The 21874-nt window shown below is 65.8% G+C and carries 21 protein-coding genes; 12 read left to right on the top strand and 9 right to left on the bottom strand.

Features of this window, described 5'->3' with window-relative positions:
* From lptE to ACMHYJ_RS08250, 9 genes are all read left to right on the top strand, one after another.
* Positions 1–621 carry an LPS assembly lipoprotein LptE gene (lptE, locus tag ACMHYJ_RS08290; RefSeq protein ID WP_414245751.1) on the top strand — a complete coding sequence of 207 codons (621 nt, stop codon included), beginning with the start codon at positions 1–3 and terminating at the stop codon, positions 619–621.
* Positions 622–624: 3 nt separating this feature from the next.
* Positions 625–1671 (top strand): DNA polymerase III subunit delta, encoded by a 1047-nt coding sequence (gene holA, locus ACMHYJ_RS08285; RefSeq protein WP_414245750.1) that lies wholly within the window; start codon positions 625–627, stop codon positions 1669–1671.
* Between the two features lie 12 nt (positions 1672–1683).
* Complete coding sequence (locus ACMHYJ_RS08280; RefSeq protein ID WP_414245749.1) at positions 1684–2949, top strand: glutamate-5-semialdehyde dehydrogenase; 1266 nt, start codon at positions 1684–1686, stop codon at positions 2947–2949.
* A 2-nt stretch (positions 2950–2951) separates the two neighbouring features.
* Complete coding sequence (locus ACMHYJ_RS08275) at positions 2952–3368, top strand: CopD family protein (protein ID WP_414245748.1); 417 nt, start codon at positions 2952–2954, stop codon at positions 3366–3368.
* Positions 3369–3372: 4 nt separating this feature from the next.
* Positions 3373–4845, top strand: a complete 1473-nt coding sequence (locus ACMHYJ_RS08270) for a THUMP domain-containing protein (RefSeq protein ID WP_414245747.1) — start codon at positions 3373–3375, stop codon at positions 4843–4845.
* A gap of 117 nt (positions 4846–4962) precedes the next feature.
* The gene (locus tag ACMHYJ_RS08265; RefSeq protein ID WP_414245746.1) at positions 4963–5151 is read left to right on the top strand and encodes a hypothetical protein; all 189 of its coding nucleotides are present in this window, start codon (positions 4963–4965) and stop codon (positions 5149–5151) included.
* Positions 5152–5329: 178 nt separating this feature from the next.
* The gene (locus tag ACMHYJ_RS08260) at positions 5330–5848 is read left to right on the top strand and encodes an RDD family protein (RefSeq protein ID WP_414245745.1); all 519 of its coding nucleotides are present in this window, start codon (positions 5330–5332) and stop codon (positions 5846–5848) included.
* Complete coding sequence (locus ACMHYJ_RS08255; protein ID WP_414245744.1) at positions 5841–6764, top strand: Hsp33 family molecular chaperone HslO; 924 nt, start codon at positions 5841–5843, stop codon at positions 6762–6764. Before ACMHYJ_RS08260 ends, ACMHYJ_RS08255 begins: the two co-directional genes overlap by 8 nt.
* 176 nt (positions 6765–6940) lie before the next feature.
* Positions 6941–7795, top strand: a complete 855-nt coding sequence (locus tag ACMHYJ_RS08250) for a TadE/TadG family type IV pilus assembly protein (RefSeq protein ID WP_414245743.1) — start codon at positions 6941–6943, stop codon at positions 7793–7795.
* Positions 7796–7872: 77 nt separating this feature from the next.
* Here ACMHYJ_RS08250 and ftsB read toward each other — a convergent pair whose 3' ends face one another.
* The 8 genes from ftsB to ACMHYJ_RS08210 all read right to left on the bottom strand — a co-directional run bounded on the left by ftsB (position 7873) and on the right by ACMHYJ_RS08210 (position 15780).
* Positions 7873–8151, bottom strand: a complete 279-nt coding sequence (gene ftsB, locus ACMHYJ_RS08245; RefSeq protein WP_414245742.1) for a cell division protein FtsB — start codon at positions 8149–8151, stop codon at positions 7873–7875.
* A 14-nt stretch (positions 8152–8165) separates the two neighbouring features.
* Entirely contained in the window at positions 8166–9452 is a 1287-nt protein-coding gene (gene eno, locus ACMHYJ_RS08240; protein ID WP_414245741.1) for a phosphopyruvate hydratase, read from the bottom strand.
* A 141-nt stretch (positions 9453–9593) separates the two neighbouring features.
* Entirely contained in the window at positions 9594–10445 is an 852-nt protein-coding gene (gene kdsA, locus ACMHYJ_RS08235) for a 3-deoxy-8-phosphooctulonate synthase (protein ID WP_414245740.1), read from the bottom strand.
* 16 nt (positions 10446–10461) lie between these two features.
* Positions 10462–12114 (bottom strand): CTP synthase, encoded by a 1653-nt coding sequence (locus ACMHYJ_RS08230; RefSeq protein WP_414245739.1) that lies wholly within the window; start codon positions 12112–12114, stop codon positions 10462–10464.
* A gap of 77 nt (positions 12115–12191) precedes the next feature.
* Positions 12192–13982: an aminopeptidase P family protein gene (locus tag ACMHYJ_RS08225; RefSeq protein ID WP_414245858.1), complete on the bottom strand. Its 1791-nt coding sequence runs from the start codon at positions 13980–13982 to the stop codon at positions 12192–12194.
* Positions 13983–14012: 30 nt separating this feature from the next.
* The gene (locus ACMHYJ_RS08220) at positions 14013–14666 is read right to left on the bottom strand and encodes a CoA transferase subunit B (RefSeq protein WP_414245738.1); all 654 of its coding nucleotides are present in this window, start codon (positions 14664–14666) and stop codon (positions 14013–14015) included.
* 13 nt (positions 14667–14679) lie between these two features.
* A complete protein-coding gene (locus tag ACMHYJ_RS08215) occupies positions 14680–15375 on the bottom strand; it encodes a CoA transferase subunit A (RefSeq protein WP_414245737.1) in 696 nt (231 codons plus the stop codon).
* A 21-nt stretch (positions 15376–15396) separates the two neighbouring features.
* On the bottom strand, positions 15397–15780 hold the full coding sequence (locus ACMHYJ_RS08210) for an acyl-CoA thioesterase (protein ID WP_414245736.1): 384 nt from the start codon (positions 15778–15780) through the stop codon (positions 15397–15399).
* A gap of 162 nt (positions 15781–15942) precedes the next feature.
* On the opposite strand from ACMHYJ_RS08210, the gene ACMHYJ_RS08205 reads away from it, so the two are divergent.
* The 3 genes from ACMHYJ_RS08205 (at position 15943) to ACMHYJ_RS08195 (ending at position 20109) form a co-directional block, all read left to right on the top strand.
* Positions 15943–17589, top strand: coding sequence for an electron transfer flavoprotein-ubiquinone oxidoreductase (locus ACMHYJ_RS08205; RefSeq protein ID WP_414245735.1), 1647 nt, complete (start codon positions 15943–15945; stop codon positions 17587–17589).
* A gap of 148 nt (positions 17590–17737) precedes the next feature.
* Positions 17738–18391 carry a MarC family protein gene (locus ACMHYJ_RS08200; protein WP_414245734.1) on the top strand — a complete coding sequence of 218 codons (654 nt, stop codon included), beginning with the start codon at positions 17738–17740 and terminating at the stop codon, positions 18389–18391.
* Positions 18392–18603: 212 nt separating this feature from the next.
* Complete coding sequence (locus ACMHYJ_RS08195) at positions 18604–20109, top strand: beta-1,3-glucanase family protein (RefSeq protein ID WP_414245733.1); 1506 nt, start codon at positions 18604–18606, stop codon at positions 20107–20109.
* Between the two features lie 66 nt (positions 20110–20175).
* On the opposite strand, the gene ACMHYJ_RS08190 is transcribed toward ACMHYJ_RS08195, so the two are convergent.
* Positions 20176–21825, bottom strand: coding sequence for a methyl-accepting chemotaxis protein (locus tag ACMHYJ_RS08190; protein WP_414245732.1), 1650 nt, complete (start codon positions 21823–21825; stop codon positions 20176–20178).
* Positions 21826–21874 lie beyond the last annotated feature (49 nt).

The raw sequence follows: 21874 nt of genomic DNA, 5'->3' as shown, positions 1-21874 counted from the left end.
ATGCGCGCGACAGCCCCGATCCGAATCCTGCGCTGGGCCGCGGCGCTGCTGGGCCTGCTGGCCCTGGGCGCCTGCGGTTTCCACCTGAAGCAGGCCACCCCCCTGCCTTATCACAGCATCTATACCAACATCAACCTGGACACGGCGGCGGGGGCCCGCCTGCAGCGCACCATCCTGGCCAATTCGCCGGATACCCGGTTCGTTTCCCAGCGCAGCCAGGCCGACGTCTACCTGCACCAGATTGCAGAAACGCAGACCCTGCGCCAACTGTCCATCGACGCCGAAGGCCGCGTCGAAGAATACGAACTCAGCCTGGAATTCACCTTCGAGCTGCTGGATCGGGCCGGCCATATCCTGCTGCCGCCCACCACCTTGCAGCGCTTGCGCGAACTCCCCTACAACGAACGCATCGTCCAGGCCAAGGAAACCGAAATCGCCCGCACATTCGCCGACATGCGCGACAGCCTCAGCACGCAGATCCTGCGGCGCATCAGCGCCCCGGACGTCATCCACGCGTATCTCAATGCCGCCGACCTGCCCATGGCGGTCGTGCCGGACGACGGCCCCGCCGAACAGGCCCGCGCCGAGCGCCTGGCCGACCCCAGCCGGCTGGCGCACTAAGTCATGAACCGCCGCGCCCCGGACGCCGAGCAACTGATCCACGCACTGGCCGCGGATCAGCCGCTGGCGCCGTGCACGGTGCTGTCCGGCGACGAAATCCTGCTGCTGACCGAAGTCTCCGACGCCTTCCGCGCAGCGGCCGTCCGCCAGGGGTGCAGTGAGCGCACGCATCTGGTGATGGACGCCCGCAGCGACTGGAGCCAGGCCCTGGCCAGCGCCCGCAACACCTCGCTGTTCGGCGATCTGCGCCTGCTGGAAATCAGCCTGCCCACCGGCAAGCCCGGCAGACCCGGCGCCGACGCGCTGCAACAGCTGGCCGCCCTGTGCGCCCAGGATCATCTGCCCGATCTCAAGGTTCTGATCCGCCTGCCCGCCCTGGATCGCACCACCCAGCAGGGCAAGTGGGTGCAGGCCCTGAAAAAAACAGCGGTCTGGCAGGACATCCCCACCATCCCGCGCACCGCGCTGCCGGACTGGATCGCCACACGCCTGGCCAGACAGCAGCAAGACACGGCCCCCGAAGCGCTGGCGTGGCTCAGTGACAAGGTCGAAGGCAACCTGCTGGCCGCCCACCAGGAAATCCAGAAGCTGGCCCTGCTGTACCCGACGGGCGCGCTCTCCCTCGAACAAGTCCAGGCGGCGGTGTTGAATGTGGCCCGCTACAATCTGTATGACCTGCGCGATGCCATGCTGGCCGGCCAGGCCGACCGGGCGCTGACCGTCCTGCGCGGCCTGCAGGCCGAAGGCGAAGCCCTGACGCTGGTTCTGTGGGCGGTGGGCGAGGAAATCCGCCTGATCAACCGCATCGGCGCCGATCCCAACCCGGACGCGGCCATGCGCAGCCAGCGCGTGTTCGGCCCGCGCGAACGCTTGATGCGCCAGGCCCTGCAGCGCGTCCCGGCACGGGTCTGGCCCCTGGCTCTGCGCCATGCCCACGAAATCGACCGCCTGATCAAAGGCATCCCGGCCGCGGGACAACTGACGGATCCCTGGGACGAACTCGCCCGCCTGACGCTGCGGGTCGCCACTGCCGGCACGCCGCGCCACTAATCCCCGATAGCCATGACCTCCGACACCCTTTCAAGCACTTTGGAAACCCTGGGCCGACAGGCCCGGCAAGCCGCACGGCACATGCGCACCGCCGCCAGCGCCGCCAAATCACAGGCGCTGAGGGAAATGGCCCGGCAGCTCTCCGCGCAACGCGCCTGGCTGCAGGCCGAAAACGCCCGCGACCTGGACGCCGCGGAAAAACGCGGGCTGGCGGCCCCCCTGGTGGATCGCCTGCGCCTCAGCGACAAGGCGCTGGACACCATGGCCGCCGGGCTGGAACAGATCGCCGCCATGGGCGACCCCATCGGCAGCCTCAGCGAAACCGCGATCCGGCCCAATGGGATGCGCGTGGCCCGCATGCGCGTGCCGCTGGGCGTGATCGGCATCATCTACGAATCCCGGCCCAACGTCACCATCGACGCCGCCGCCCTGTGCCTGAAAACCGGCAACGCCACCATCCTGCGCGGCGGCAGCGAAGCGTTTCATTCCAACCAGGCGCTGGGCGGCATCATCCAGGCGGGATTACAGGCCGCCGGCCTGCCGCCCCAGGCCGTGCAGGTCGTCGACACCCCCGACCGGGCCGCCGTGGGCCGCATGATCACCCTGACGGACTACATCGACGTCATCATCCCACGCGGCGGCAAGGGCCTGATCGCCCGCCTGTCCGCCGAATCCCGCATCCCCCTGATCAAGCACCTGGACGGCAACTGCCATCTGTACGTCGACCGGGCCGCCGACCTGGATCGCGCCCTGGACATCGCCGTCAACGCCAAGACCTACCGCTGCGGCATTTGCGGCGCCATGGAAACCCTGCTGGTGCACGCCGACATCGCCGCGCAGTGGCTGCCCGCCGCCGGCCGGCGCTTCGCCCAGCTGGGGGTCGAACTGCGCGCCTGCCCCCGGGCCGCCGCCTGGCTGCCCCAGGCCGTCCCGGCCACCGAAGACGACTGGGCGACCGAATTCCTGGCGCCGATCCTGGCGGTTCGCGTCGTGGACACGCTGGACGACGCCATGGATCACATCGCCCGCTACAGTTCCGAGCATACCGAATCCATCGTGACCGAAGACCTGGCCGCGGCCCAGCGCTTCCAGCGCGAGGTGGATTCCAGCTCGGTCTACGTCAACCTGCCCACCTGCTTTGCCGACGGCTTCGAGTACGGCCTGGGGGCGGAAATCGGAATTTCCACCAACCGCCTGCATGCTCGCGGGCCCGTGGGCCTGGAAGGCCTGACCATCCAGAAATGGGTGCTGACCGGCGAAGGCCAGCTGCGGGGCTAGGCATGCTGTGGGTCAAAGTCTTCCATATCCTGTTCGTGGTGTCCTGGTTCGCCGGGCTGTTCTACCTGCCGCGCATCTACGTCAACCTGGCCAGTGAAACCAACCCGGAAACCCGGGCCACCCTGCTGGGCATGGCGGGCCGCCTGTACCGGTTCATGACGCCGCTGGGGCTGTTCGCCCTGATCCTCGGCCTGGTGCTGTGGCTGCACTACGGCATCGGCCAGGGCCAGGCCTGGATGCACGCCAAACTGCTGGGGGTGCTGGCCCTGCTGGCCTTCCACCTGTCCTGTCGACGCCACCTGCAGGCGTTCATCCGGGGCGCCAACCCGCACAGCCACGGCTATTTCCGCTGGTTCAATGAAATCCCAGTTCTGCTGTTGCTGCTGATCCTGATCCTGGTCGTCGTCAAACCCTTTTAAGCCCATGAGCGATACCCCCCCTGCCCGCAAGACCCTGCGCCTGAAGCCCCAGGCCAGGCGCACGCCACCCGAGGATGATCAGCGCCCGAAGCGCTCGGGCGCGCGTGCGCGCCAGGCCGCCCTGCAAGAGCGCGCCCAGCAAGCACGCGGGGAAGCCCCCGACGTCCCCAACGCCCCCGCCCAGCGGGCGGACAGCGCGGACAAGCGCCGGGGCGACACACCCCGCGATCATTCCGCCCGGCCGCGCCAGCCATCGGACGGTTCCCGCCACCCCGGCCACCCGGCGCGGAAACAAGAGCGGCCGCGCCAGCCGCGCAGCCCGCAGGGCGCGGAAACCCATGCCGTTTTCGCCCCCTGCCCCCACGGCCTGGAGGACGCCCTGGCGCTGGAGCTGCAGGCCCTGGGCTACGCCGGCGTCCAGGCGGGCCGGGCCGGCTGCCATTTCCAGGCCGACTGGATGGGCGTCATGCGGGCCAACCTGTATTCCCGGCTGGCCACGCGCATCCTGGTGCAGGTTGCGCAGGCCGACGTGCGCACAGAAGACGACATCCTGGCGCTGGCCCGCCAGACCGAGTGGGAGCGCTGGTTCGGCCCCGAACACACGCTGCGGGTGGATACGTCGGCCATCCACAGCCCCATGCGCAGCCTGCAATACTGCAACCTGCGGGCCAAGGATGGCATCTGCGACCGCCTGCGCGAACGCGAAGGCGAACGCCCCAGCATCGACACGGTGCGCCCGGACGCCCGCGTACACCTGTTCCTGGATGCGCGGCAGGCCACGCTATACCTGGATGTCTCGGGCGAATCCCTGTTCAAGCGCGGCTGGCGCCTGGACAAAGGCGAGGCCCCCCTGCGCGAAAACCTGGCGGCGGGCCTGCTGGCGCTGTCCGACTGGACACCCGACGCCGCCCTGCTGGATCCGTTTTGCGGCAGCGGCACGATCCTGATCGAAGCGGCCTGGATCGCCCTGGGGGTGCCGCCGGGCATCTGGCGGCCCTTCGGCTTCGAGCGCCTGCGCACCCACGAGATGCGGCGGTGGCGCGACCTGAAAGAAGACGCCCGCGCCCGTATCGCCCCGCAGCTGGACGCCCCGCTGGTGGGCAGCGACATCCACCCCGCCGCCATCGAAGCGGCACGCGCCAACGTCGAGCGCGCTCACCTCAGCCCGGGAACGATCCGGTTTGAAATCTGCGATGCCCGGCGCATGCCGCCGCCCGCCGAATCCGGCTGGATCGTCACCAACCCCCCTTACGGCGAGCGCCTGGGCGATCACGACAGCGACCTGTGGCCGCAATGGGCCACTCAGCTGAAACAGCAATACGGCGGCTGGCAGTTGAACCTCATCACCAGCGATCTGGATCTGCCGGGACAATTGCGCCTGAAGGCCAAGCGCCGCCATCCCCTGCACAACGGCGCGCTGGACTGCCGCCTGTTCCAGTTCGACCTGGTGTCCGCCCAGTATCGTGATCGGCCGTAGCCGATACGCCACAGGCCCCCACGGCGCTTGCCGGCATAGCTTGCTTTTTATCTAGGGAAAACCCTATAATAGGGTTAACCCGAGCGAAACGCTCTTTTTCTAGCAAAGAGGCTTGCCATGAAAACCTTCCTGAACACCGACATCCGTATGACCGACGCCCTGGAACGCCAGCTGCTGGCGGAAGCCATCGAGGCCAACCAAAGCTATGCGTTGGACGTGACGCTGAAAAATCTTTTCAAGAAGGTTGCCGGCTTCTTCAAGACCCCCGAAGGCCGCATGCACCACACCGTGCGCACCGCCAACTGATTTTCACCTCAGTCGGCCGACTCGCAAGGCCGCCCTCCGGGGCGGCTTTTTCATTGTGGGATAATGCCTTGTTTCAATGCCCGGGCGCGATGCGCCGGGGCCACCACGGGATACCCACTTGGCCCCGGCCAGCCCCGGCGCGCACAGCGGCCGGGTCGGCGCGGGCCCAGACACAAACATGCTGGATACCAACCCCACCGCCCCTGTGGCACCCTCCCGCTGGCGCCGATTCGCCTGCATGATGTACGAAAGCGTGCTGTTGTTCGGCGTGGTTTTCCTGGCCGGCTATTTATTCGATACCCTGACCCAAAGCCGCGACGGCCTGATGCTGCGCCACGGCCGCCAGGCCTTTTTGTTCTGCGCCATCGGCGTGTATTTCCTGGCCTGCTGGCGTCGGGGCGGCCAGACCCTGCCCATGAAAACCTGGAACATCCGGCTGACCGACCGGGGCGGCAGGCCCCTGGCGGGCGGGCGCCTGGCGCTGCGCTACCTGCTGTTGTGGCCCATCCCCCTGGCGGCGGCCCTACTGGTGGCGGGCCTGTCGCATCTCAGCGGCTGGGCCTCGCTCGATCTCCTGATCATCACCGCGCCGTTTTTTCATTTCATCTGGACCTGGTTCGATCCCCAAGGCCAGTTTTTGCACGACCGCCTGCTGGGCACCGAACTGCACGACCTAGGGCGCCGCACCCATGACTGACACACTGAAAAAATACCTCACCCCCGACCACAGCACGCGGTTGCAGACGCTGCACCTGGCCGAATCCTGGCAGGCCGGCCTGGCCCACCAGCACCTGCCGCCCCAGGTCGTCAGCCTGCTGGGCGAACTCTCGGCGGCCGCCGTCCTGCTGGCGGGCAATATCAAATTCGACGGATCCATCGTGCTGCAGCTGCAGGGCAACGGGCCCGTGCGCCTGATCATGGTGGAATGCACATCCGAGCTGCGGCTGCGCGCCACGGCGCATCTGGATGAAGACGCCCATGTGCCCGACACCAGCAGCCTGCAGACCCTGCTGAACCCGGATGGCCAAGGCCGGTTCACCGTGCTGCTCGACCCCAGCAACCGCCCGGAAGGCACACCGGCCTACCAGGGCATCGTGCCGCTGGAAGGCGAACGCGTCGCTCAGGCACTGGAATACTACATGCGTCATTCCGAGCAGTTGGAAACCCGCCTGTGGTTGGCCGCCGACGGCCGGCACTGCGCCGGGCTGCTGCTACAGCGCATGCCCGGCGCCACCGCGCCGGATGACCGGCCCGACGGCGGCGCGGACACCTGGGCGCACTGCCTGGCGCTGGCCGACACCCTGAAGCCCGAAGAACTGCTGGCGGACAGCCCCGACACCCTGATGCGCAAACTGTTCTGGCAAGACGAGCTGTTGGCATTCCCGGCCCAGCACGTGCAATGGCATTGCCCCTGCACCCGCGAACGCGTGGCCGACATGCTGCGTACCCTGGGCCAGGCGGAAATCCAATCCATACTGGCCGAACAGGGGCATGTCCACATCGATTGCAATTTCTGCGGCAAACCCTACGAATTCGACGCCATCGACTGTACCGCGCTGTTCCTGGATCAGGCCGAGCAGCAGCCCGCCCCCGGATCCGATTCGGTGCACTGAGCCGGTTGCGCCAGCCGCTCCGGCATCGGCCCACTCACCGGGTTTCACCCGCCCCCGGAAAAATCAAGCCCAAAAGCTTTTTTCGCCCCAGGGGGCTTGCCCCCATGGCAATCCCCTCCGCGCCCGGACATACTGGCCGCTATCCCTAATCGCGGCATATTCACGGGGGCTTCTGAATGCACACGGACACCACGCGTCAAGGCGGCGCCGGCATGGTCGGGTTCCTGCTGGCCCTGCCGCCCCTGCTGGGCGTCGGTCTGGGCGGGGTGGAACTGGCCCACTGGATGCACCAGCGCCAGGCCATCAGCCTGATCCTGGCCGATGCCGCCCGCGCAGGCGCCACCCGCCAGGCCCGCCCACAGGATATCGCCAGGGCGTTTGAAACGGGCCTGCGGCAACTGTACATCCAGCCGCAACTGATCGAGCGCGCTTTGCGGACGCGCCGCCAGGCGCTGGGCACGCCGTGGACCATGCGCATCCTGCAGCCCACCCCCGCCGCCTTCAGGGATCACGCCGACCCGGACGTCAAGGGGCCCCGCCAGCACCCGGGGCAGGCTTTGATCCGCAACGACTATCAGGCCCGGCAGCACGCCCGGCGCATCGCCCAGGGCTGGCCGGCGGGCCGGGGTCCGCAATCGGGTCTGACCATCCACGAAGCCAATACTCTGGTGATCGACCTGTGGTGGCCACAACTGCCCATGATCCCCGGCATCGCGGCCCTCATCCGCGGACTGGCGCCTTTGAGCAGCGATCCCATCGGACGGCGCATGATGGCCCGGGGCTACCTGCCCATGCGCCGTCAAGTGCGCATGGTCATGCAGTCCCATCCTGCGGACTGGTCCGATCTGGCCGACGGCCGCATCCGCTATGCCGCGCCGGGCCACGCCGGCGCGGGGGACGTGAACAACCTGGACGGGGAAGACGAGAACCGCACCGCCGTCACCAGCGCCGCCGATGTCGCAACGGGACACGGCGACGCGTCGGCGGAAGGCGGCGGCCAGGCGGACGAGCCGCCGCTGTGCGGGCCCTGAACCCGGACAACATCCCGCCGGTCAGGTCGCCGGGGGCCGGGGATCGGCAGGCCACACGCCGGGAAACCCGGCAATGATCAGGGCTGATCCGGCAGAATCTGCACCAGGTATTCGCCTTCGCGGATCATATTGAGTTCCTGGCGGGCGCGCTCCTCGACGGCGGAAATCCCGGTCTTCAAGTCCTGGACTTCGGCCAGCAGGGCGTTGTTGCGGGCGGTCAGCGCCTGGTTCGTGGCGGTTTCGGCCTGCACCTGGGCCTGCAGGCTGCGCAGGCGCAGCCAGCCGCCCTTGCCCCACCACAGCGGATACTGGGTAGCCAGGGTCAGGGCCAGCAAGGCCAGGGCAAGCAGCCGCATGGGCGCGACGCGGCCTAGCGCAGGTTGTAGAAGGCCGAAATCCCGGGATAAGCGGCAACCTCGGCGAGTTCTTCCTCGATGCGCAGCAACTGGTTGTATTTGGCCATGCGGTCGGAACGCGACAGCGAGCCGGTCTTGATCTGCATGGCATTGGTGGCCACGGCGATATCGGCAATGGTGGCGTCTTCGGTTTCGCCCGAACGGTGCGAGATGACCGCCGTATAGCCTGCGCGCTTGGCCATTTCAATCGCGGCGAAGGTTTCGGTCAGGGTGCCGATCTGGTTGATCTTGATCAGGATGGAATTGGCGATGCCCTGGTCGATGCCCTGCTTGAGGATCTTGGTGTTGGTGACGAACAGATCATCGCCCACCAGCTGCACCTTGCGGCCCAGTTGTTCGGTCAGGATGCGCCAGCCTTCCCAGTCGTCTTCGGCCATGCCGTCTTCGATGGAGACAATGGGGTATTTGTCGCACCACGACGCCAGCAGGTTGGCGAAATCCTGGGAGCCCAGGGCAATGCCGCCTTCGCCCGCCAGGTGGTACTTGCCATCACGGTAGAACTCTGAGCTGGCGCAATCCAGACCCAGCACCACCTGAGAGCCGGCCTCGTAGCCGGCCTCGGCGATGGCCTGCAGGATGAGTTCGATCGCGGCTTCGTGGTTGGCCACGTTGGGGGCGAAGCCGCCTTCATCGCCCACGGCGGTGGACATGCCCTGGGCGGCGATGATTTTCTTGAGCGCGTGGAAGATCTCGGCCCCCATGCGCAGGGCTTCGCGGAAGCTGGACGCCCCCACCGGCAGGATCATGAATTCCTGCAGATCGAGCGTGTTGTTGGCGTGCGCCCCGCCGTTGATGACGTTCATCATGGGCACCGGCATCTGCATGGGGCCGCTGCCGCCGAAATAGCGGTACAGCGACAAGCCGGCATCGTCGGCCGCGGCCTTGGCCACCGCCATGCTGGCCGCCAGGATGGCATTGGCGCCCAGGCGGCTTTTATCGTCGGTGCCGTCCAGGTCGATCAGGGTGCGGTCGATGAAGGTTTGTTCCTGGGCGTCCAGGCCCATCAGGGCTTCGGAGATTTCAGTATTGATGTGCTCGACGGCCCGCAGCACGCCCTTGCCCAGGTAGCGGGCCTTGTCGCCGTCGCGCAGTTCGATGGCCTCGCGCGAGCCGGTGGACGCCCCCGAGGGCACGGCGGCGCGGCCCATGGCACCGGATTCGAGCAAGACGTCGCATTCTACAGTGGGGTTGCCGCGCGAATCCAGAATTTCGCGCCCGATGATGTCTACGATTGCACTCATGTATGACCGTCCTGCCTTATTTGGGTGGGTGAGGGGGTGGAAAACCAAGCCCCACTATTGTAGCGGGGCATGGTTTAGTCTACTTCGGAAAGCCGGCCCTGTGGGGGCGGCGGCAGATACCTGGGGTATCTACTGGACAAATCAAAGGGCCAGATCCAGCGCCCCGCCCTGCTTGACGCTGCGATCCAGCGCGACCAGGGTTTGCAGCAAGGCGCGCATCTTGTCCAGCGGGACGGCATTGGGGCCGTCGGACAGCGCCTGGGCGGGGTTGGGATGGGTTTCCATGAAGATGCCGGCGACCCCCACGGCCACGGCGGCACGCGCCAGCACCGGGACGAATTCGCGCTGGCCGCCCGAGCGGGTGCCCTGGCCGCCGGGCAACTGCACCGAATGCGTGGCATCGAACACCACCGGGCAGTGCGTGCCGCGCATGATGGCCAGCGACCGCATGTCCGACACCAGATTATGGTAGCCAAACGACGCGCCGCGTTCGCATACCAGGATGTTCTGCCCGTCCCCGCCCGCCTGGATGGCGGCATCGCGGGCCTTGGCCACGACCTGGATCATATCCTCGGGGGCCAGGAACTGGCCCTTCTTGATATTGACGGGCTTCAGGGTGGCGGCGCACGCCTGGATGAAGTCGGTCTGGCGGCACAGGAAGGCCGGCGTCTGCAGCACATCGACCACCGTGGCGACTTCGCGGGCCTGGCCGGTTTCGTGGACATCCGTCAGGATGGGCACGCCCAGCTGGTCGCGCACATCGGCCAGGATCTTCAGGCCTTCGTCCATGCCGGGGCCGCGAAACGATGCCCCGGAACTGCGATTGGCCTTGTCGAAAGAGCTTTTGTAAATGAAAGGGATGCCCAGTGCCCGGGTGATTTCCTGCAGGACACCGGCGGTTTCAAAGGCGAGTTCACGCGATTCGATGACGCAGGGCCCGGCGATCAAGAACAACGGCTGATCCAGTCCCGCCTGAAAATGACAGAGTTGCATGGGTTCCCCTTGGCGATCAGGCCGTCTTGACCTGGTTTTGCTGATGCGCCAGCGCCGCCCGGATGTAGCTGGTGAACAATGGATGGCCGTCGCGCGGCGTGGAGGTGAATTCGGGATGGAACTGCACCCCCATGAACCACGGATGGCCGGGGATTTCCATGATCTCCGGCAGGCTCTCGGTGGGCGTGCGGGCACTGATGACCAGGCCGGCTTCTTCCAGGCGATTGACGTAGACGTTGTTGACTTCGTAGCGGTGGCGGTGGCGTTCGTTGACTTCAGCCCCGTAGATGTCGAAGGCCCGGGTGCCGGGCTTGACCGGGCAGCGCTGCGCGCCCTTGCGCATGGTGCCGCCCAGATCGGACGACTGGTCGCGCTTTTCGATCTTGCCCTCGCGGTCTTGCCATTCGGTGATGAGGGCCACCACCGGGTGAGCGGCGGACGGGTCGAATTCGGTGCTGTTGGCGCCGCCCAGGCCCGCCACGTGGCGGGCGAATTCGACCACGGCCAGTTGCATGCCCAGGCAGATGCCCAGATAGGGGATGCCTTTCTCGCGGGCGTACTGGATGGCGCGGATCTTGCCTTCGGTGCCGCGCTTGCCAAAGCCGCCGGGCACCAGGATGGCGTCCAGCCCGGCCAGGCAAGCCGTGCCCTGGGTTTCGATTTCTTCGGAGTCGAGGTATTCGATGTGCACCTGGGAATGGGTGTGTATCCCCGCGTGCACCAGGGCCTCGGACAGGGATTTGTAGGATTCGGTGAGATCGACGTACTTGCCCACCATGCCGATGGTGACCGACCCCCGGGGGTTTTCGAGGTCATGCACCAGACGATCCCAGACGGTGAGGTCGGCCGGCGGCGGCGTGATCGCCAGGGCGTCGCAGATCAGGTTGTCCAGGCCCTGCTGGTGCAGCATGGCGGGAATCTTGTAGATGGAGTCCGCATCCCAAACGGAAATGACGGCGTCCAGCGGCACGTTGGAAAACAGGGAAATCTTGGCGCGCTCGTCCTCGGGCACCGGGCGGTCGGCGCGGCACAGTAGGGCATTGGGATAAATGCCGATTTCGCGCAGTTTTTGCACGGAATGCTGCGTGGGCTTGGTTTTGAGTTCGCCCGCCGAAGCGATGAACGGCACCAGCGTCAAATGCACGAAGGCGCATTGGTTGCGGCCCAGGCGCAGGCTCATTTGGCGCACGGCTTCGAGGAACGGCAGGGATTCGATATCGCCGATGGTGCCGCCGATCTCGACGATGGCGATATCGGCCTGGCCGTCGAAGGCGGCCTTCGCGCCCCGGGCGATGAAGTCCTGGATTTCGTTGGTGATGTGCGGGATGACCTGCACGGTCTTGCCCAGGTAATCGCCCCGGCGCTCTTTGCGCAGCACGGATTCGTAGATCTGGCCAGTGGTGAAGTTATTGACCTTGTGCATGCGGGCCGACACGAAGCGCTCGTAGTGGCCCAGATCCAGGTCGGTTTCGGCGCCGTCTTCGGTGACGAAGACTTCGCCGTGCTGGAAGGGGCTCATGGTGCCCGGATCCACGTTGATGTAGGGATCCAGCTTCAGCATCGTGACCCGCAGCCCGCGGGATTCCAGAATCGCGGCCAGCGAAGCCGCGGCAATGCCTTTGCCCAGGGAGGAGACAACCCCCCCCGTGACGAATACGTATTTGGTCATTTGGTAAGAGCCCGGTGTGAACGGGCGCAGCGGGAAATTGAGATTATAACCGCAGTGCGCCCGCCCTTGGCCCCGGGTTACAACGCCTGCGTGCGGGCCAGCAGCCAGTCGCGGGCGGCGCCATCCACCAGGGGCAGCAGACGTTCGCGCACCTGCTGGTGGTAGTGGTTCAGCCACGCCAGTTCGTCGGCCGACAGACGCTCGCGCACCACGCAACGGGTGTCGATGGGGCACAGGGTGACGGTCTCGAACTGCAGGAAATCGCCGAAATCCGTGCGCTGCGCGGGCACGGCCAGCACCAGGTTTTCGATGCGGACGCCCCACAGGCCGGCACGGTACAGACCGGGCTCGTTGGAGGTGAGCATGCCGGCCCGCATCCCCTGATGGGGCCGGGCGTGGGCGCGCACGGCAATCACCTGCGGGCCCTCGTGAACGTTCAGGAAATAGCCGACGCCGTGGCCGGTGCCATGGCCGTAGTCCAGACCCAGCCGCCACAAGGGCTGGCGCGCCAGGACATCCAGCGCCGAGGACGGGGTATCCACCGGAAACTGCGCCCGGGCCAGGGCGATATGCGCCTGCAGCACGGCGGTGTAATCATCCCGCTGGGCGGCCGAAGGCGTGCCGATGGGCACCACGCGGGTGATGTCGGTGGTGCCCCCCAGGTATTGGCCGCCGGAATCGATCAGCAGCAGACCGTCGCCCTGGATGACCGCATGGGCGGATTCGGTGGCCCGGTAGTGCGGCATGGCCCCATTGGCATTGAAGCCCGCAATGGTGGCGAAACTGAGGCTGACGAAGCCCGGACGACGCGCCCGCGCCGCCGACAGATGCGTATCGACGTCGATTTCGCTCAAGCGCCGGCCATCGGCCAGGGCGGCCTCGAACCAGGCGAAGAATTCGCACAGCGCCGCGCCGTCCTGGGCCATGGCCTGCCGGATATTGTCGGCCTCGGCGGCGTTCTTGGCGGCTTTCAGCAGCTGCGAAGGGTTGATGGACTCGATCAGGCGCACCTGGGGAGCAGGCGCCAGCATGCCCGCCGTCACCCGGGCGGGATCCACCAGCACGGCGGCCTCGGCGGGCAGGCCGGCCAGGTCAACCGCCAGGTCGGCGTAGTCCCGCAAGACCACGCCGTCGGCCGCCAGGCGGGCCGCCAGATCGGCGGCGATCTTGCCCGCCGCCACATACAGGCGCGCCTGCTGGTCGTCCAGCAGGGCATGCGCCAGGAAAACCGGGTTGTAATCGACATCCGCCCCGCGCAGGTTCAGCAGCCAGGCGATATCGTCCAGGGTGGACAGCAGATGATAATCCGCCCCCTGCTCTCGCATGGCCTGGCGCACTGCCGCCAGATTGTCGCCGCGCGCGCGGCAGGCCTGGGGCGGCAGATGTTCGAACACCGCCGCATCGGGCAGGCCCGGGCGATCGGCCCAGACGGCACCGACGGGGTCTTGATCCAGCACCAGGCGGATGCCCGCCGCCCGCAGGCCCCGCTGCCAGCGTTCGGCCGATGCGCGATCCAGCACACGGCCATCCACCGCCAGGGCATCGCCTGGCCGCAGATGCGCGGCGACCCACGCCGGCATTTCGGGGACGTCCGCCGCCCCGGCCCGCATCAGGACAATGCCGGAATCCCGCAGTTGCGCCTCGGCCTGCACCCAATAGCGGCTATCGGTCCACAAGCCGGCGAAATCGGCCGTCACCAGCAGGCTGCCCGCCGACCCGTCGAAGCCGGACAGCCAGGCCCGGGCCAGCCAGTGGCCGGGCGGGTATTCGGACAAATGGGGATCGGCGGTCGGCACCAGGCAGGCCTGCAGGCCCGCCTGGGCCAATTGGCCGCGCAACGCGGCAATGCGGCCCGCAGGGGCCGCCAAAGTAGACGACAGGGTCACGGATGCGTCCTTTCAGGCGACGGCGGAAGTATCGAGCTTGGCCGTGGTCTTGGCGCGGATTTCGTCCACGCTGACCCCCGGGGCGAGTTCGGTAAGACGCAGGCCGTCCTCGGTGACCGCCATCACCCCGAGATCGGTAATGATGAGATTGACCACCCCCACGCCGGTCAGGGGCAGGGTGCATTCGGGCAGCAGTTTCAGGGATTCGCTGCCGTCCTTGCCCCGGGCGACGTGTTCCATCAGAACCACGACCTTGCCCACCCCGGCCACCAGATCCATGGCGCCGCCCATCCCCTTGATCATCTTGCCGGGAATCATCCAGTTGGCCAGATCGCCTTTTTCGGACACCTGCATGGCGCCCAGGATGGCGAGGTTGATCTTGCCGCCCCGGATCATGCCGAAGGAATCGGCCGAAGCGAAAATGGACGAGCCCGGCAGGGTGGTCACGGTCTGCTTGCCGGCGTTGATCAGGTCGGCGTCGACCTCGTCGTCGGTGGGAAACGGGCCGATGCCCAGCAGGCCGTTCTCGGATTGCAGCCAGACTTCCATGCCCTCCGGCACGTAATTGGCGACCTTGGTGGGCAGGCCGATACCCAGATTGACGTAAAAGCCGTCTTGCAGTTCCTGGGCAGCGCGCGCTGCCATTTGTTCACGATCCCAAGCCATGGCGTATGCCCCCTTATTGACGAATGGTGCGTTGTTCGATGCGCTTTTCAGGCTGCGCGTTCAGGACGATGCGGTGCACGAAAATACCCGGCAAATGGACTTCGTCGGGATCGAACGTGCCGGTGGGCACAATTTCTTCGACTTCGACCACGGTGATCTTGCCCGCCTGGGCCACATTGGGATTGAAGTTGCGCGCCGTGCGGCGAAACACAAGATTGCCGCTGCGGTCGGCCTTCCAGGCCTTGACCAGGGACACATCCGGCGTGAGGGATTCTTCCATGATGTAGGTGCGGCCGTTGAATTCGCGGGTTTCCTTGCCCTCGGCCACCACGGTGCCCACCCCGGTGGGCGTGAAGAAGGCCGGGATACCGGCGCCGCCGGCGCGCAGTTTTTCGGCCAGGGTGCCCTGGGGGGTGAATTCCAGCTCAAGCTCTTTGGCCATGAACTGGCGGGCGAATTCCTTGTTTTCACCGACGTAGGACGCAATCATTTTCTTGATCTGACGGGTGGTCAGCAGTTGGCCCAGGCCGAAATCATCCACCCCGGCGTTGTTGCTGACGCAGGTAAGCCCCTGGACACCGGAATCGCGCAGCGCCGCGATCAGGGCTTCGGGGATACCACACAGGCCGAAGCCGCCGACCGCAATCATCTGATTGTCGGCCACGATGCCCTGCAACGCAGCGGCAGCGCTTTCATAGACTTTATCCATACGACGTTTCCTTTATAAGGCTTAGACTGAAAAAAACCGCAACAAAGCCTGGCGGTCGGTATCCGGCCAAGGGATGGACTGCCCGGTGGCGCTGTCGACGCAGACCAGCACATTGCGGCCGCGGGCGTGGCGGACGGCCGGGTCCTTGGCATCGGCGACCCAACAGTCGAATTCCGCGCTGGAACGGCCCACGCGCAGCAGCTTCAGGCCCACGACAATATCCGCAGGATACAACAGCGGTTTGAGAAAATCACACGAGGCATGGGCCAGCACCCAGTTGCGGGCGCCGCCCGGCCCCAGGCCCAGGGCCAATAGCAAACGTACCCGGGCCTCTTCGAAAAAACGAAAATACGCAGCGTTGTTGACATGGCGCAGGGCATCCATTTCGCCCCAGCGCACCGGCATGGTGATTTCAAACGTCCCAGAAGTCGTTTGAATATCAAGAGGTTCGGCAGACATCATTGCCCTCGGGTCAGCGGCTGGCAAGCAGCCAATCAAAAGTGCAGTATACCGATCTGCAATACAATGAGCCCCAGTCCATGCATCATAAAACGGGGAGCCAAGCACATGACTGAACGCGAATCCATGGAATACGACGTCCTGATCGTGGGCGGCGGGCCTGCGGGCCTGGCCGCCGCCATCCGATTGAAACAACTGGCCGCCGAACGCGGCCACGACGTCAGCGTCTGTGTTCTGGAAAAGGCCGCCGAGATCGGCGCGCACATCCTGTCGGGCTGTGTCATGGATCCGCGCGCCATCACGGAACTCATCCCCGACTGGAAAGAAAAAGGCGCGCCGCTGGATCTCGCCGTCCAGGAAGACCGCTTCCTGTTCCTGTCCGAAAACAGCGCCCGCGGCACGCCCGCCTGGCTGCTGCCCGACTGCTTCAAAAATCACGGCAACTACATCGTGCGCCTGGGGCATGTGACCCGCTGGCTGGGCGAACAGGCCGAGGCCCTGGGGGTGGACGTCTTCCCCGGCTTTGCCGCCGCCCACCTGCTGACCACCGAATCCGGCGCGGTGCGCGGGGTGCTTACCGGCGACATGGGCGTGGCGCGCGACGGCAGCCACACCGACGCCTACCAGCCGGGCATGGAACTGCTGGCGCGCTACACCATTTTCGCCGAAGGTTCGCGCGGGCACCTGGGCCGCCAGCTGATCGAAAAATATCGCCTGGACGCCGGACGCGATCCACAAAGCTATGCCATCGGGGTCAAAGAACTCTGGGAAGTCGACCCCGCCCAGGCGCGCCCCGGCATGGTCATGCACACCGCCGGCTGGCCACTGGATTCCGATACCTACGGGGGCTCTTTCCTGTATCACTTGCAGGACAATCTGGTGGCCGTGGGCCTGGTGGTGGGCCTGGACTACGCCAACCCCTGGCTGTCGCCCTTTGAAGAATTCCAGCGCTACAAAACCCATCCCGCCATCCGCCCCACCTTCGAAGGCGGCAAGCGCGTGGCCTACGGCGCGCGCTCGCTGACGGCCGGCGGCTTGCTGTCCCTGCCCAAAATGGTGTTCCCCGGAGGGGTGCTGGTGGGCTGTGAGGCCGGGGTGCTCAATGCCTCGCGCATCAAGGGCAGCCATTCGGCCATCAAGACCGGCGCGCTGGCCGCCGAAGCCGCCTTCGACGCCCTGGCCGCCGGGCGCAGCCACGACGAACTCACCGCCTACCCGGCCGCGTTCGAAGCCTCCTGGCTGCATGCCGAGCTCAACAAATCGCGCAACTTCAAACAGTGGTTCAAAAAAGGCCGCACCATCGGCACCCTCATGACCGGGGTGGAGCAATGGCTGCTCAAGGGCAACATCCCCTGGACCATCCACCGCACCAAGCCCGACCACGCCTGTCTGCAGCCGGCGGCCCAGTGCGCCCGCATCGACTACCCCAAGCCCGACGGCAAGCTCACCTTCGACCGGCTCAGTTCGGTGTTCATTTCCAACACCAACCACGAAGAAAACGAGCCCTGCCACCTGACGCTCAAGGACGCCGCCGTGCCGGTGCAGGTCAACCTGGCCAAGTTCGGCGGCCCCGAGGCCCGCTTCTGCCCCGCCGGCGTGTACGAATTCGTCAAAACCGAAACCGGCGAAGACAAGCTGCAGATCAACGCGCAAAACTGCATTCACTGCAAAACCTGCGACATCAAAGACCCCACCCAGAACATCGTCTGGGTCACGCCCCAGGGCGGCGAGGGCCCGGTCTACAACGGCATGTAAAATACGATTCGGGCGTCGCTGCCGCGACAGGGCGATCCCCAAAAGGCGCTGCGGTTCGCAGCGCCTTTTTTCGATCCGCCGCGATCCGCCGGACGGCGGGTTCCAATCGGCCAAACATCCCGTTCCGCCCCACTCAGACCCACATATTATGGATATCGCCTACGCCACCAAATTTCTGGGCGCCCTGTTCGCCATCATGAACCCGTTCATCACCCTGCCGCTGTTCCTGGCGCTGACGGCCCAGAAAACCGTGGCCGAACAGCGCAGCCTGGCGGTGGCCATCATCGGCTACACCGCCGTCATGTGCCTGGTGATCGCCCTGGCGGGCAGCCACATCATCGGCTTTTTCGGGGTCAGCCTGGATTCTTTCCGCGTGGCGGGCGGCGCAGTGCTGATCGGCATCGCCATGTCCATGCTGAACGGCAAGCCGATCACCTCGCACGAGCGCGCCACCCAGGAAAAATCCGCCAATACGGCGGCGGCGGTCGCCGAAGGCTCGGACGACAACCCCGCCTTCTATCCGCTGACCTTCCCCATGATCGTGGGGCCGGGCACCATCGCCACGCTGATCATCTACAGCGCCCAGGCGCGGGATTCGGCCCGCATCTTCAGTTTCGGCATCGTGCTGGCGGCAGTGCTGGCCGCCTTGTTCGTCGTGCTGTATTTCGCAACCGCCATTGGCCGGCTGATGTCCACCAAGATGCGCGTCATCATGGCGCGCGTCATGGGGATCATCCTGGCCTCCATCGCCATCGAAATGCTGTTCGCCGGGATACGCGCCCTGCTGCCCGGGCTGGCTTGACCCCCCTCCTCCCCGGCGTCCACGGGTTTCCACGCCCTTGACACCGTTTTGGCAACAGGTTCAATATTCCAGCCAGTGCGCGAGAGGGTTGGTTCGACCACTTGCATTTAGAGGCATGGCGAACCCGGGCGCCGAAGTCAAGCCCCCCAAACTGGTCAGACCGCACATCAGGCCATTCCCGGCCGCCTGTTGCCCAGAGGGAGACCCGCACCATGCACACCATGAACCGACGAAAATTTTTGTCGACGGCGGGGGCGTCCGCCATTCTGGCCGCCTGCGGCGGCTGCGACGGCGACGGGGGCGCCGGCGGCCTGGCCGATGCCGGCCCGGGGCCTGCGGGGCCGCAGCAACCCCCCACCCTGGGAACGGGCAACCCAAACGCCTGCGCCCAGGGCCCCGCCGGCATGGATTTTCCCTTGTGCATCGACCTGACGAAATCCGACCTGCCCACGGATACGCCGGTCTATGCCTATATCGTGGGGCTGGTCAAGGACGGCCTGCTACCCAAATACTGGCTGGATCCCAAGGACGGCCTGCCCAAGCCCATGGCGGTTGCCGACAATCGGCAAGCCGCGCGGACTTTCCCGGGCGCCGAGCAACTGACCGCCGCCGACCAGGCCGTCATCGCCAACAACTATCCCATGGATTGGGCCGACTTCAGCATCCCCTTGACCATGGGCTGTCAGAACTACATCGACCTGGGAACGATCTCACCCCAAAACATCCCGGGCCTGGGCACGGGGCTGGACGCCTTCAGCGGGCGCATTTATCTGTCCATCGGCGTGCCCAGGCTGCCCTTCGTGGTGCTGCAGTCCAGCGACCCGGACTCGTTGGAACCCATCACCTATTCCGCCCCCTCGGTCAGCGGATACCCCGGCATGGCCACCTTGTTCGATTGGATCGAATTTTCCTACGATACAAACCGGCTGTTCTACGGCAACACGACCCAAGTGGATCAATATGGATTTTCCGTGATCCTGGATGGCGACCCCGGCGGGGCGACACAGGGCAAACAGCTTTCCCCCCGTGCCGAGATATTCAAAAAAATCAAGAGCCTGCCCAGTAATTTTTCACACTTCATCGGGGTTCAGGCGCCTTCGGCGTTTCCCGCCGCCTTGTCGGACGAAAACGGCTTCGTCAGACTGCGGGCCCTCTCGCCGGTGATCTACACCGATCTGGAAAAAGCCCTCAACGAAGGCGTCATCAACGACTATTTCGATGCGGAAGTCCAGGCGTGGTATCAGCACTGGCAAACACAGCCTTTGCTGACCTACGAACCTTCCAACGGGTATTACTGCGGGCGCGTCGAGTCCGGCGTCCTGACCTTCTACAAAGGCGAAACGCCGGCCGGCGCGCCGGAATTCACGATCCGCAGCGCAGACGGCCCGGACGGCCGGATTTCATCGCACGATATCTGGGCCTGCGCCGGGGCCCTGGCCCAAGGATCGGACAGCGCCAAGAACGTGCAGAAAGCCATCGCCGCGGCCTTCCAGCGCGGCGTCATGTCATACACGCTCAATACCGACACCTGCGTCAACGACGCCAGCCGTTTTTATCAAACCGCCCCATACAACCCCTGGGCCAAGCTGTTTCACGACATCAGCGGCAACGGCTTGTCCTATGCGTTCCCCTATGACGATCTGTGCGACCAAAGCACCACCATGGTGCTGCGCGCCGCCCAAAGCGTCACCATCACTCTGCCCAGGTTTTTCAGTTAAGCGGCCAGCCCAGGCCGGCCGCGCCCCCGGGCTGGCCGCGCCGGCGACCCGCCCAGGCGCGTGGCGTCACGCCGGCAGCCGCGGCGGGGCGTCGGACGGCAAGGCTTGCCGGGCTTTCCAGCTTTTGCGCAAACCGACCGCATCGGCTTCCGCATGCGTGACGTCCTGGCTGGACAGGCGGAACACCCGGATGTTGTTCTGCGCCTTTTGTGTGGCCAGGTTCATGTCGTCGCACAGCAGCGCCAGGCCCGCCACCATCTCGGCGTTTTGCTGGGTGATTTCGTCCAGCCGATGCAAAGCCTGATTGACCTCTTGCACCCCGCTGGCCTGCTCGGAAGACGCCAGGTTGATTTCTTCCAGCATCAGCTTCACCTGATCGACCATGCGGACGACGTCCTCCATCTGCGCCTTGGCCGCCTGAACACGCGTATTGCCCTGCTTGACGCGGGCCTCGGACTCGTCGATCAGGGCCTTGATCTCTTTGGCGGCGGTCGTGGTGCGCTGGGACAGTGCCCGGACCTCCGAGGCCACCACGGCAAAACCCCGGCCATGCTCGCCGGCCCGCGCCGCCTCGACCGAGGCGTTCAGGGCCAGGATATTGGTCTGGAACGCCACCCCTTCGATCACCTGGATGAACTCGCCGATATCGCTGGATGATTGGGCGATTTCCTGCATCAGCCCGGCGACGTCCTGGACGATTGCCTGGCTGTGCGCCACCGCCTGCGAAGCCTCACGCACCGTCTGCACCCCCTGGGTCGTGGTCTGCGAGGTCTGCTCGACCGTGCCGCTGATTTCTTCCATGGCGGACGCGGTCTGAACCAGGCTGGTCGCCTGAACCTGCGTGCGTTCTTCCAGCCCATTGCTGCGGGCGGCGATTTCACCGGCCTTCTCGCCCAGGCCCTGCAGATCATGGCGCACATCGACCATGACCGTGCGCGTGGCCAAGGCCAGTTGGCTGACCGGCAGCAGAATCTGGCGCGTGGCCTGGATGTTCTCGATATCGACAAAATCCGCCAGATCGCCGCCGGCCAGCCGCTTGGCCACCAGCGCCGCCCTGTCTTGCGGACTGATCAGGTTGGCGCGGATACCCATCCAGGCCGCCAGGCCCGCCAGCGCCGCAGCCAACGCCACGCCCCAGACCGGGCTGCCCGCGGCGACGGCCAACACCGGAGCCGCCACAGCCAGGGCCAGCCAATACGCCGCCCGGGCGCCCCGGCCGGGCCGCAGCACCCGATTGAGGCGGCCCAGAAAACCCGCACGCCGGGGAATCCCCCCCTTGAAAACATGCTTGAGGCGCCCCTGCTGTTCTTCCGCCCGGAGCTGGGCGTACAGGGCTTCGGCTTTTTCGATTTCCCGTGGGCTGGGCAGCGTGCGCACGGACAGGTAGCCCACGACCTGGTCACCATTGCGCATGGGAGTGGCATTGGCCCGCACCCAATAGGAATCGCCGTTTTTACGGCGGTTCTTGATCAAGGCGCTCCAGAGTTTCCCCGACTGGATGCTGGCCCAGAAATCCCGAAAGGCTTCTTCAGGCATGTCCGGGTGGCGCAGAATATTGTGCGGCTGGCCGATAAGCTCCGCCTCGGTATAGCCGCTGACGTCGATGAAGTCTTTATTGCAGTATGTGATCCGGCCCTTGAGATCGGTGATGGAAATCAGCGTCTGGTGGGCGGGATAAAGATAGTTGTTCTGGGTAACAGGCAGGTTTTTGCGCATGATGAGTCAGTACAGGTCAGGCAGGAAACAGCGGAAAATCAGGCATCAG

Origin of the sequence: Castellaniella hirudinis, assembly GCF_047468865.1 — a bacterium.
Lineage (GTDB): Bacteria > Pseudomonadota > Gammaproteobacteria > Burkholderiales > Burkholderiaceae_B > Castellaniella > Castellaniella hirudinis_A.
This window is presented reverse-complemented; position numbering and strand designations above follow the sequence as displayed.

Coding starts and splice junctions, on each gene's coding strand:
- ACMHYJ_RS08255 (WP_414245744.1), top strand. CDS start 5,841: ATGACTGACACACTGAAAAAATACCTCACCCCCGACCACAGCACGCGG.
- ACMHYJ_RS08265 (WP_414245746.1), top strand. CDS start 4,963: ATGAAAACCTTCCTGAACACCGACATCCGTATGACCGACGCCCTGGAA.
- ftsB (WP_414245742.1), bottom strand. CDS start 8,151: ATGCGGCTGCTTGCCCTGGCCTTGCTGGCCCTGACCCTGGCTACCCAG.
- ACMHYJ_RS08250 (WP_414245743.1), top strand. CDS start 6,941: ATGCACACGGACACCACGCGTCAAGGCGGCGCCGGCATGGTCGGGTTC.
- eno (WP_414245741.1), bottom strand. CDS start 9,452: ATGAGTGCAATCGTAGACATCATCGGGCGCGAAATTCTGGATTCGCGC.
- lptE (WP_414245751.1), top strand. CDS start 1: ATGCGCGCGACAGCCCCGATCCGAATCCTGCGCTGGGCCGCGGCGCTG.
- ACMHYJ_RS08280 (WP_414245749.1), top strand. CDS start 1,684: ATGACCTCCGACACCCTTTCAAGCACTTTGGAAACCCTGGGCCGACAG.
- ACMHYJ_RS08260 (WP_414245745.1), top strand. CDS start 5,330: ATGCTGGATACCAACCCCACCGCCCCTGTGGCACCCTCCCGCTGGCGC.
- ACMHYJ_RS08270 (WP_414245747.1), top strand. CDS start 3,373: ATGAGCGATACCCCCCCTGCCCGCAAGACCCTGCGCCTGAAGCCCCAG.
- ACMHYJ_RS08220 (WP_414245738.1), bottom strand. CDS start 14,666: ATGGCTTGGGATCGTGAACAAATGGCAGCGCGCGCTGCCCAGGAACTG.
- ACMHYJ_RS08195 (WP_414245733.1), top strand. CDS start 18,604: ATGCACACCATGAACCGACGAAAATTTTTGTCGACGGCGGGGGCGTCC.
- ACMHYJ_RS08200 (WP_414245734.1), top strand. CDS start 17,738: ATGGATATCGCCTACGCCACCAAATTTCTGGGCGCCCTGTTCGCCATC.
- holA (WP_414245750.1), top strand. CDS start 625: ATGAACCGCCGCGCCCCGGACGCCGAGCAACTGATCCACGCACTGGCC.
- ACMHYJ_RS08230 (WP_414245739.1), bottom strand. CDS start 12,114: ATGACCAAATACGTATTCGTCACGGGGGGGGTTGTCTCCTCCCTGGGC.
- ACMHYJ_RS08205 (WP_414245735.1), top strand. CDS start 15,943: ATGACTGAACGCGAATCCATGGAATACGACGTCCTGATCGTGGGCGGC.
- kdsA (WP_414245740.1), bottom strand. CDS start 10,445: ATGCAACTCTGTCATTTTCAGGCGGGACTGGATCAGCCGTTGTTCTTG.
- ACMHYJ_RS08210 (WP_414245736.1), bottom strand. CDS start 15,780: ATGCCGGTGCGCTGGGGCGAAATGGATGCCCTGCGCCATGTCAACAAC.
- ACMHYJ_RS08190 (WP_414245732.1), bottom strand. CDS start 21,825: ATGCGCAAAAACCTGCCTGTTACCCAGAACAACTATCTTTATCCCGCC.
- ACMHYJ_RS08215 (WP_414245737.1), bottom strand. CDS start 15,375: ATGGATAAAGTCTATGAAAGCGCTGCCGCTGCGTTGCAGGGCATCGTG.
- ACMHYJ_RS08275 (WP_414245748.1), top strand. CDS start 2,952: ATGCTGTGGGTCAAAGTCTTCCATATCCTGTTCGTGGTGTCCTGGTTC.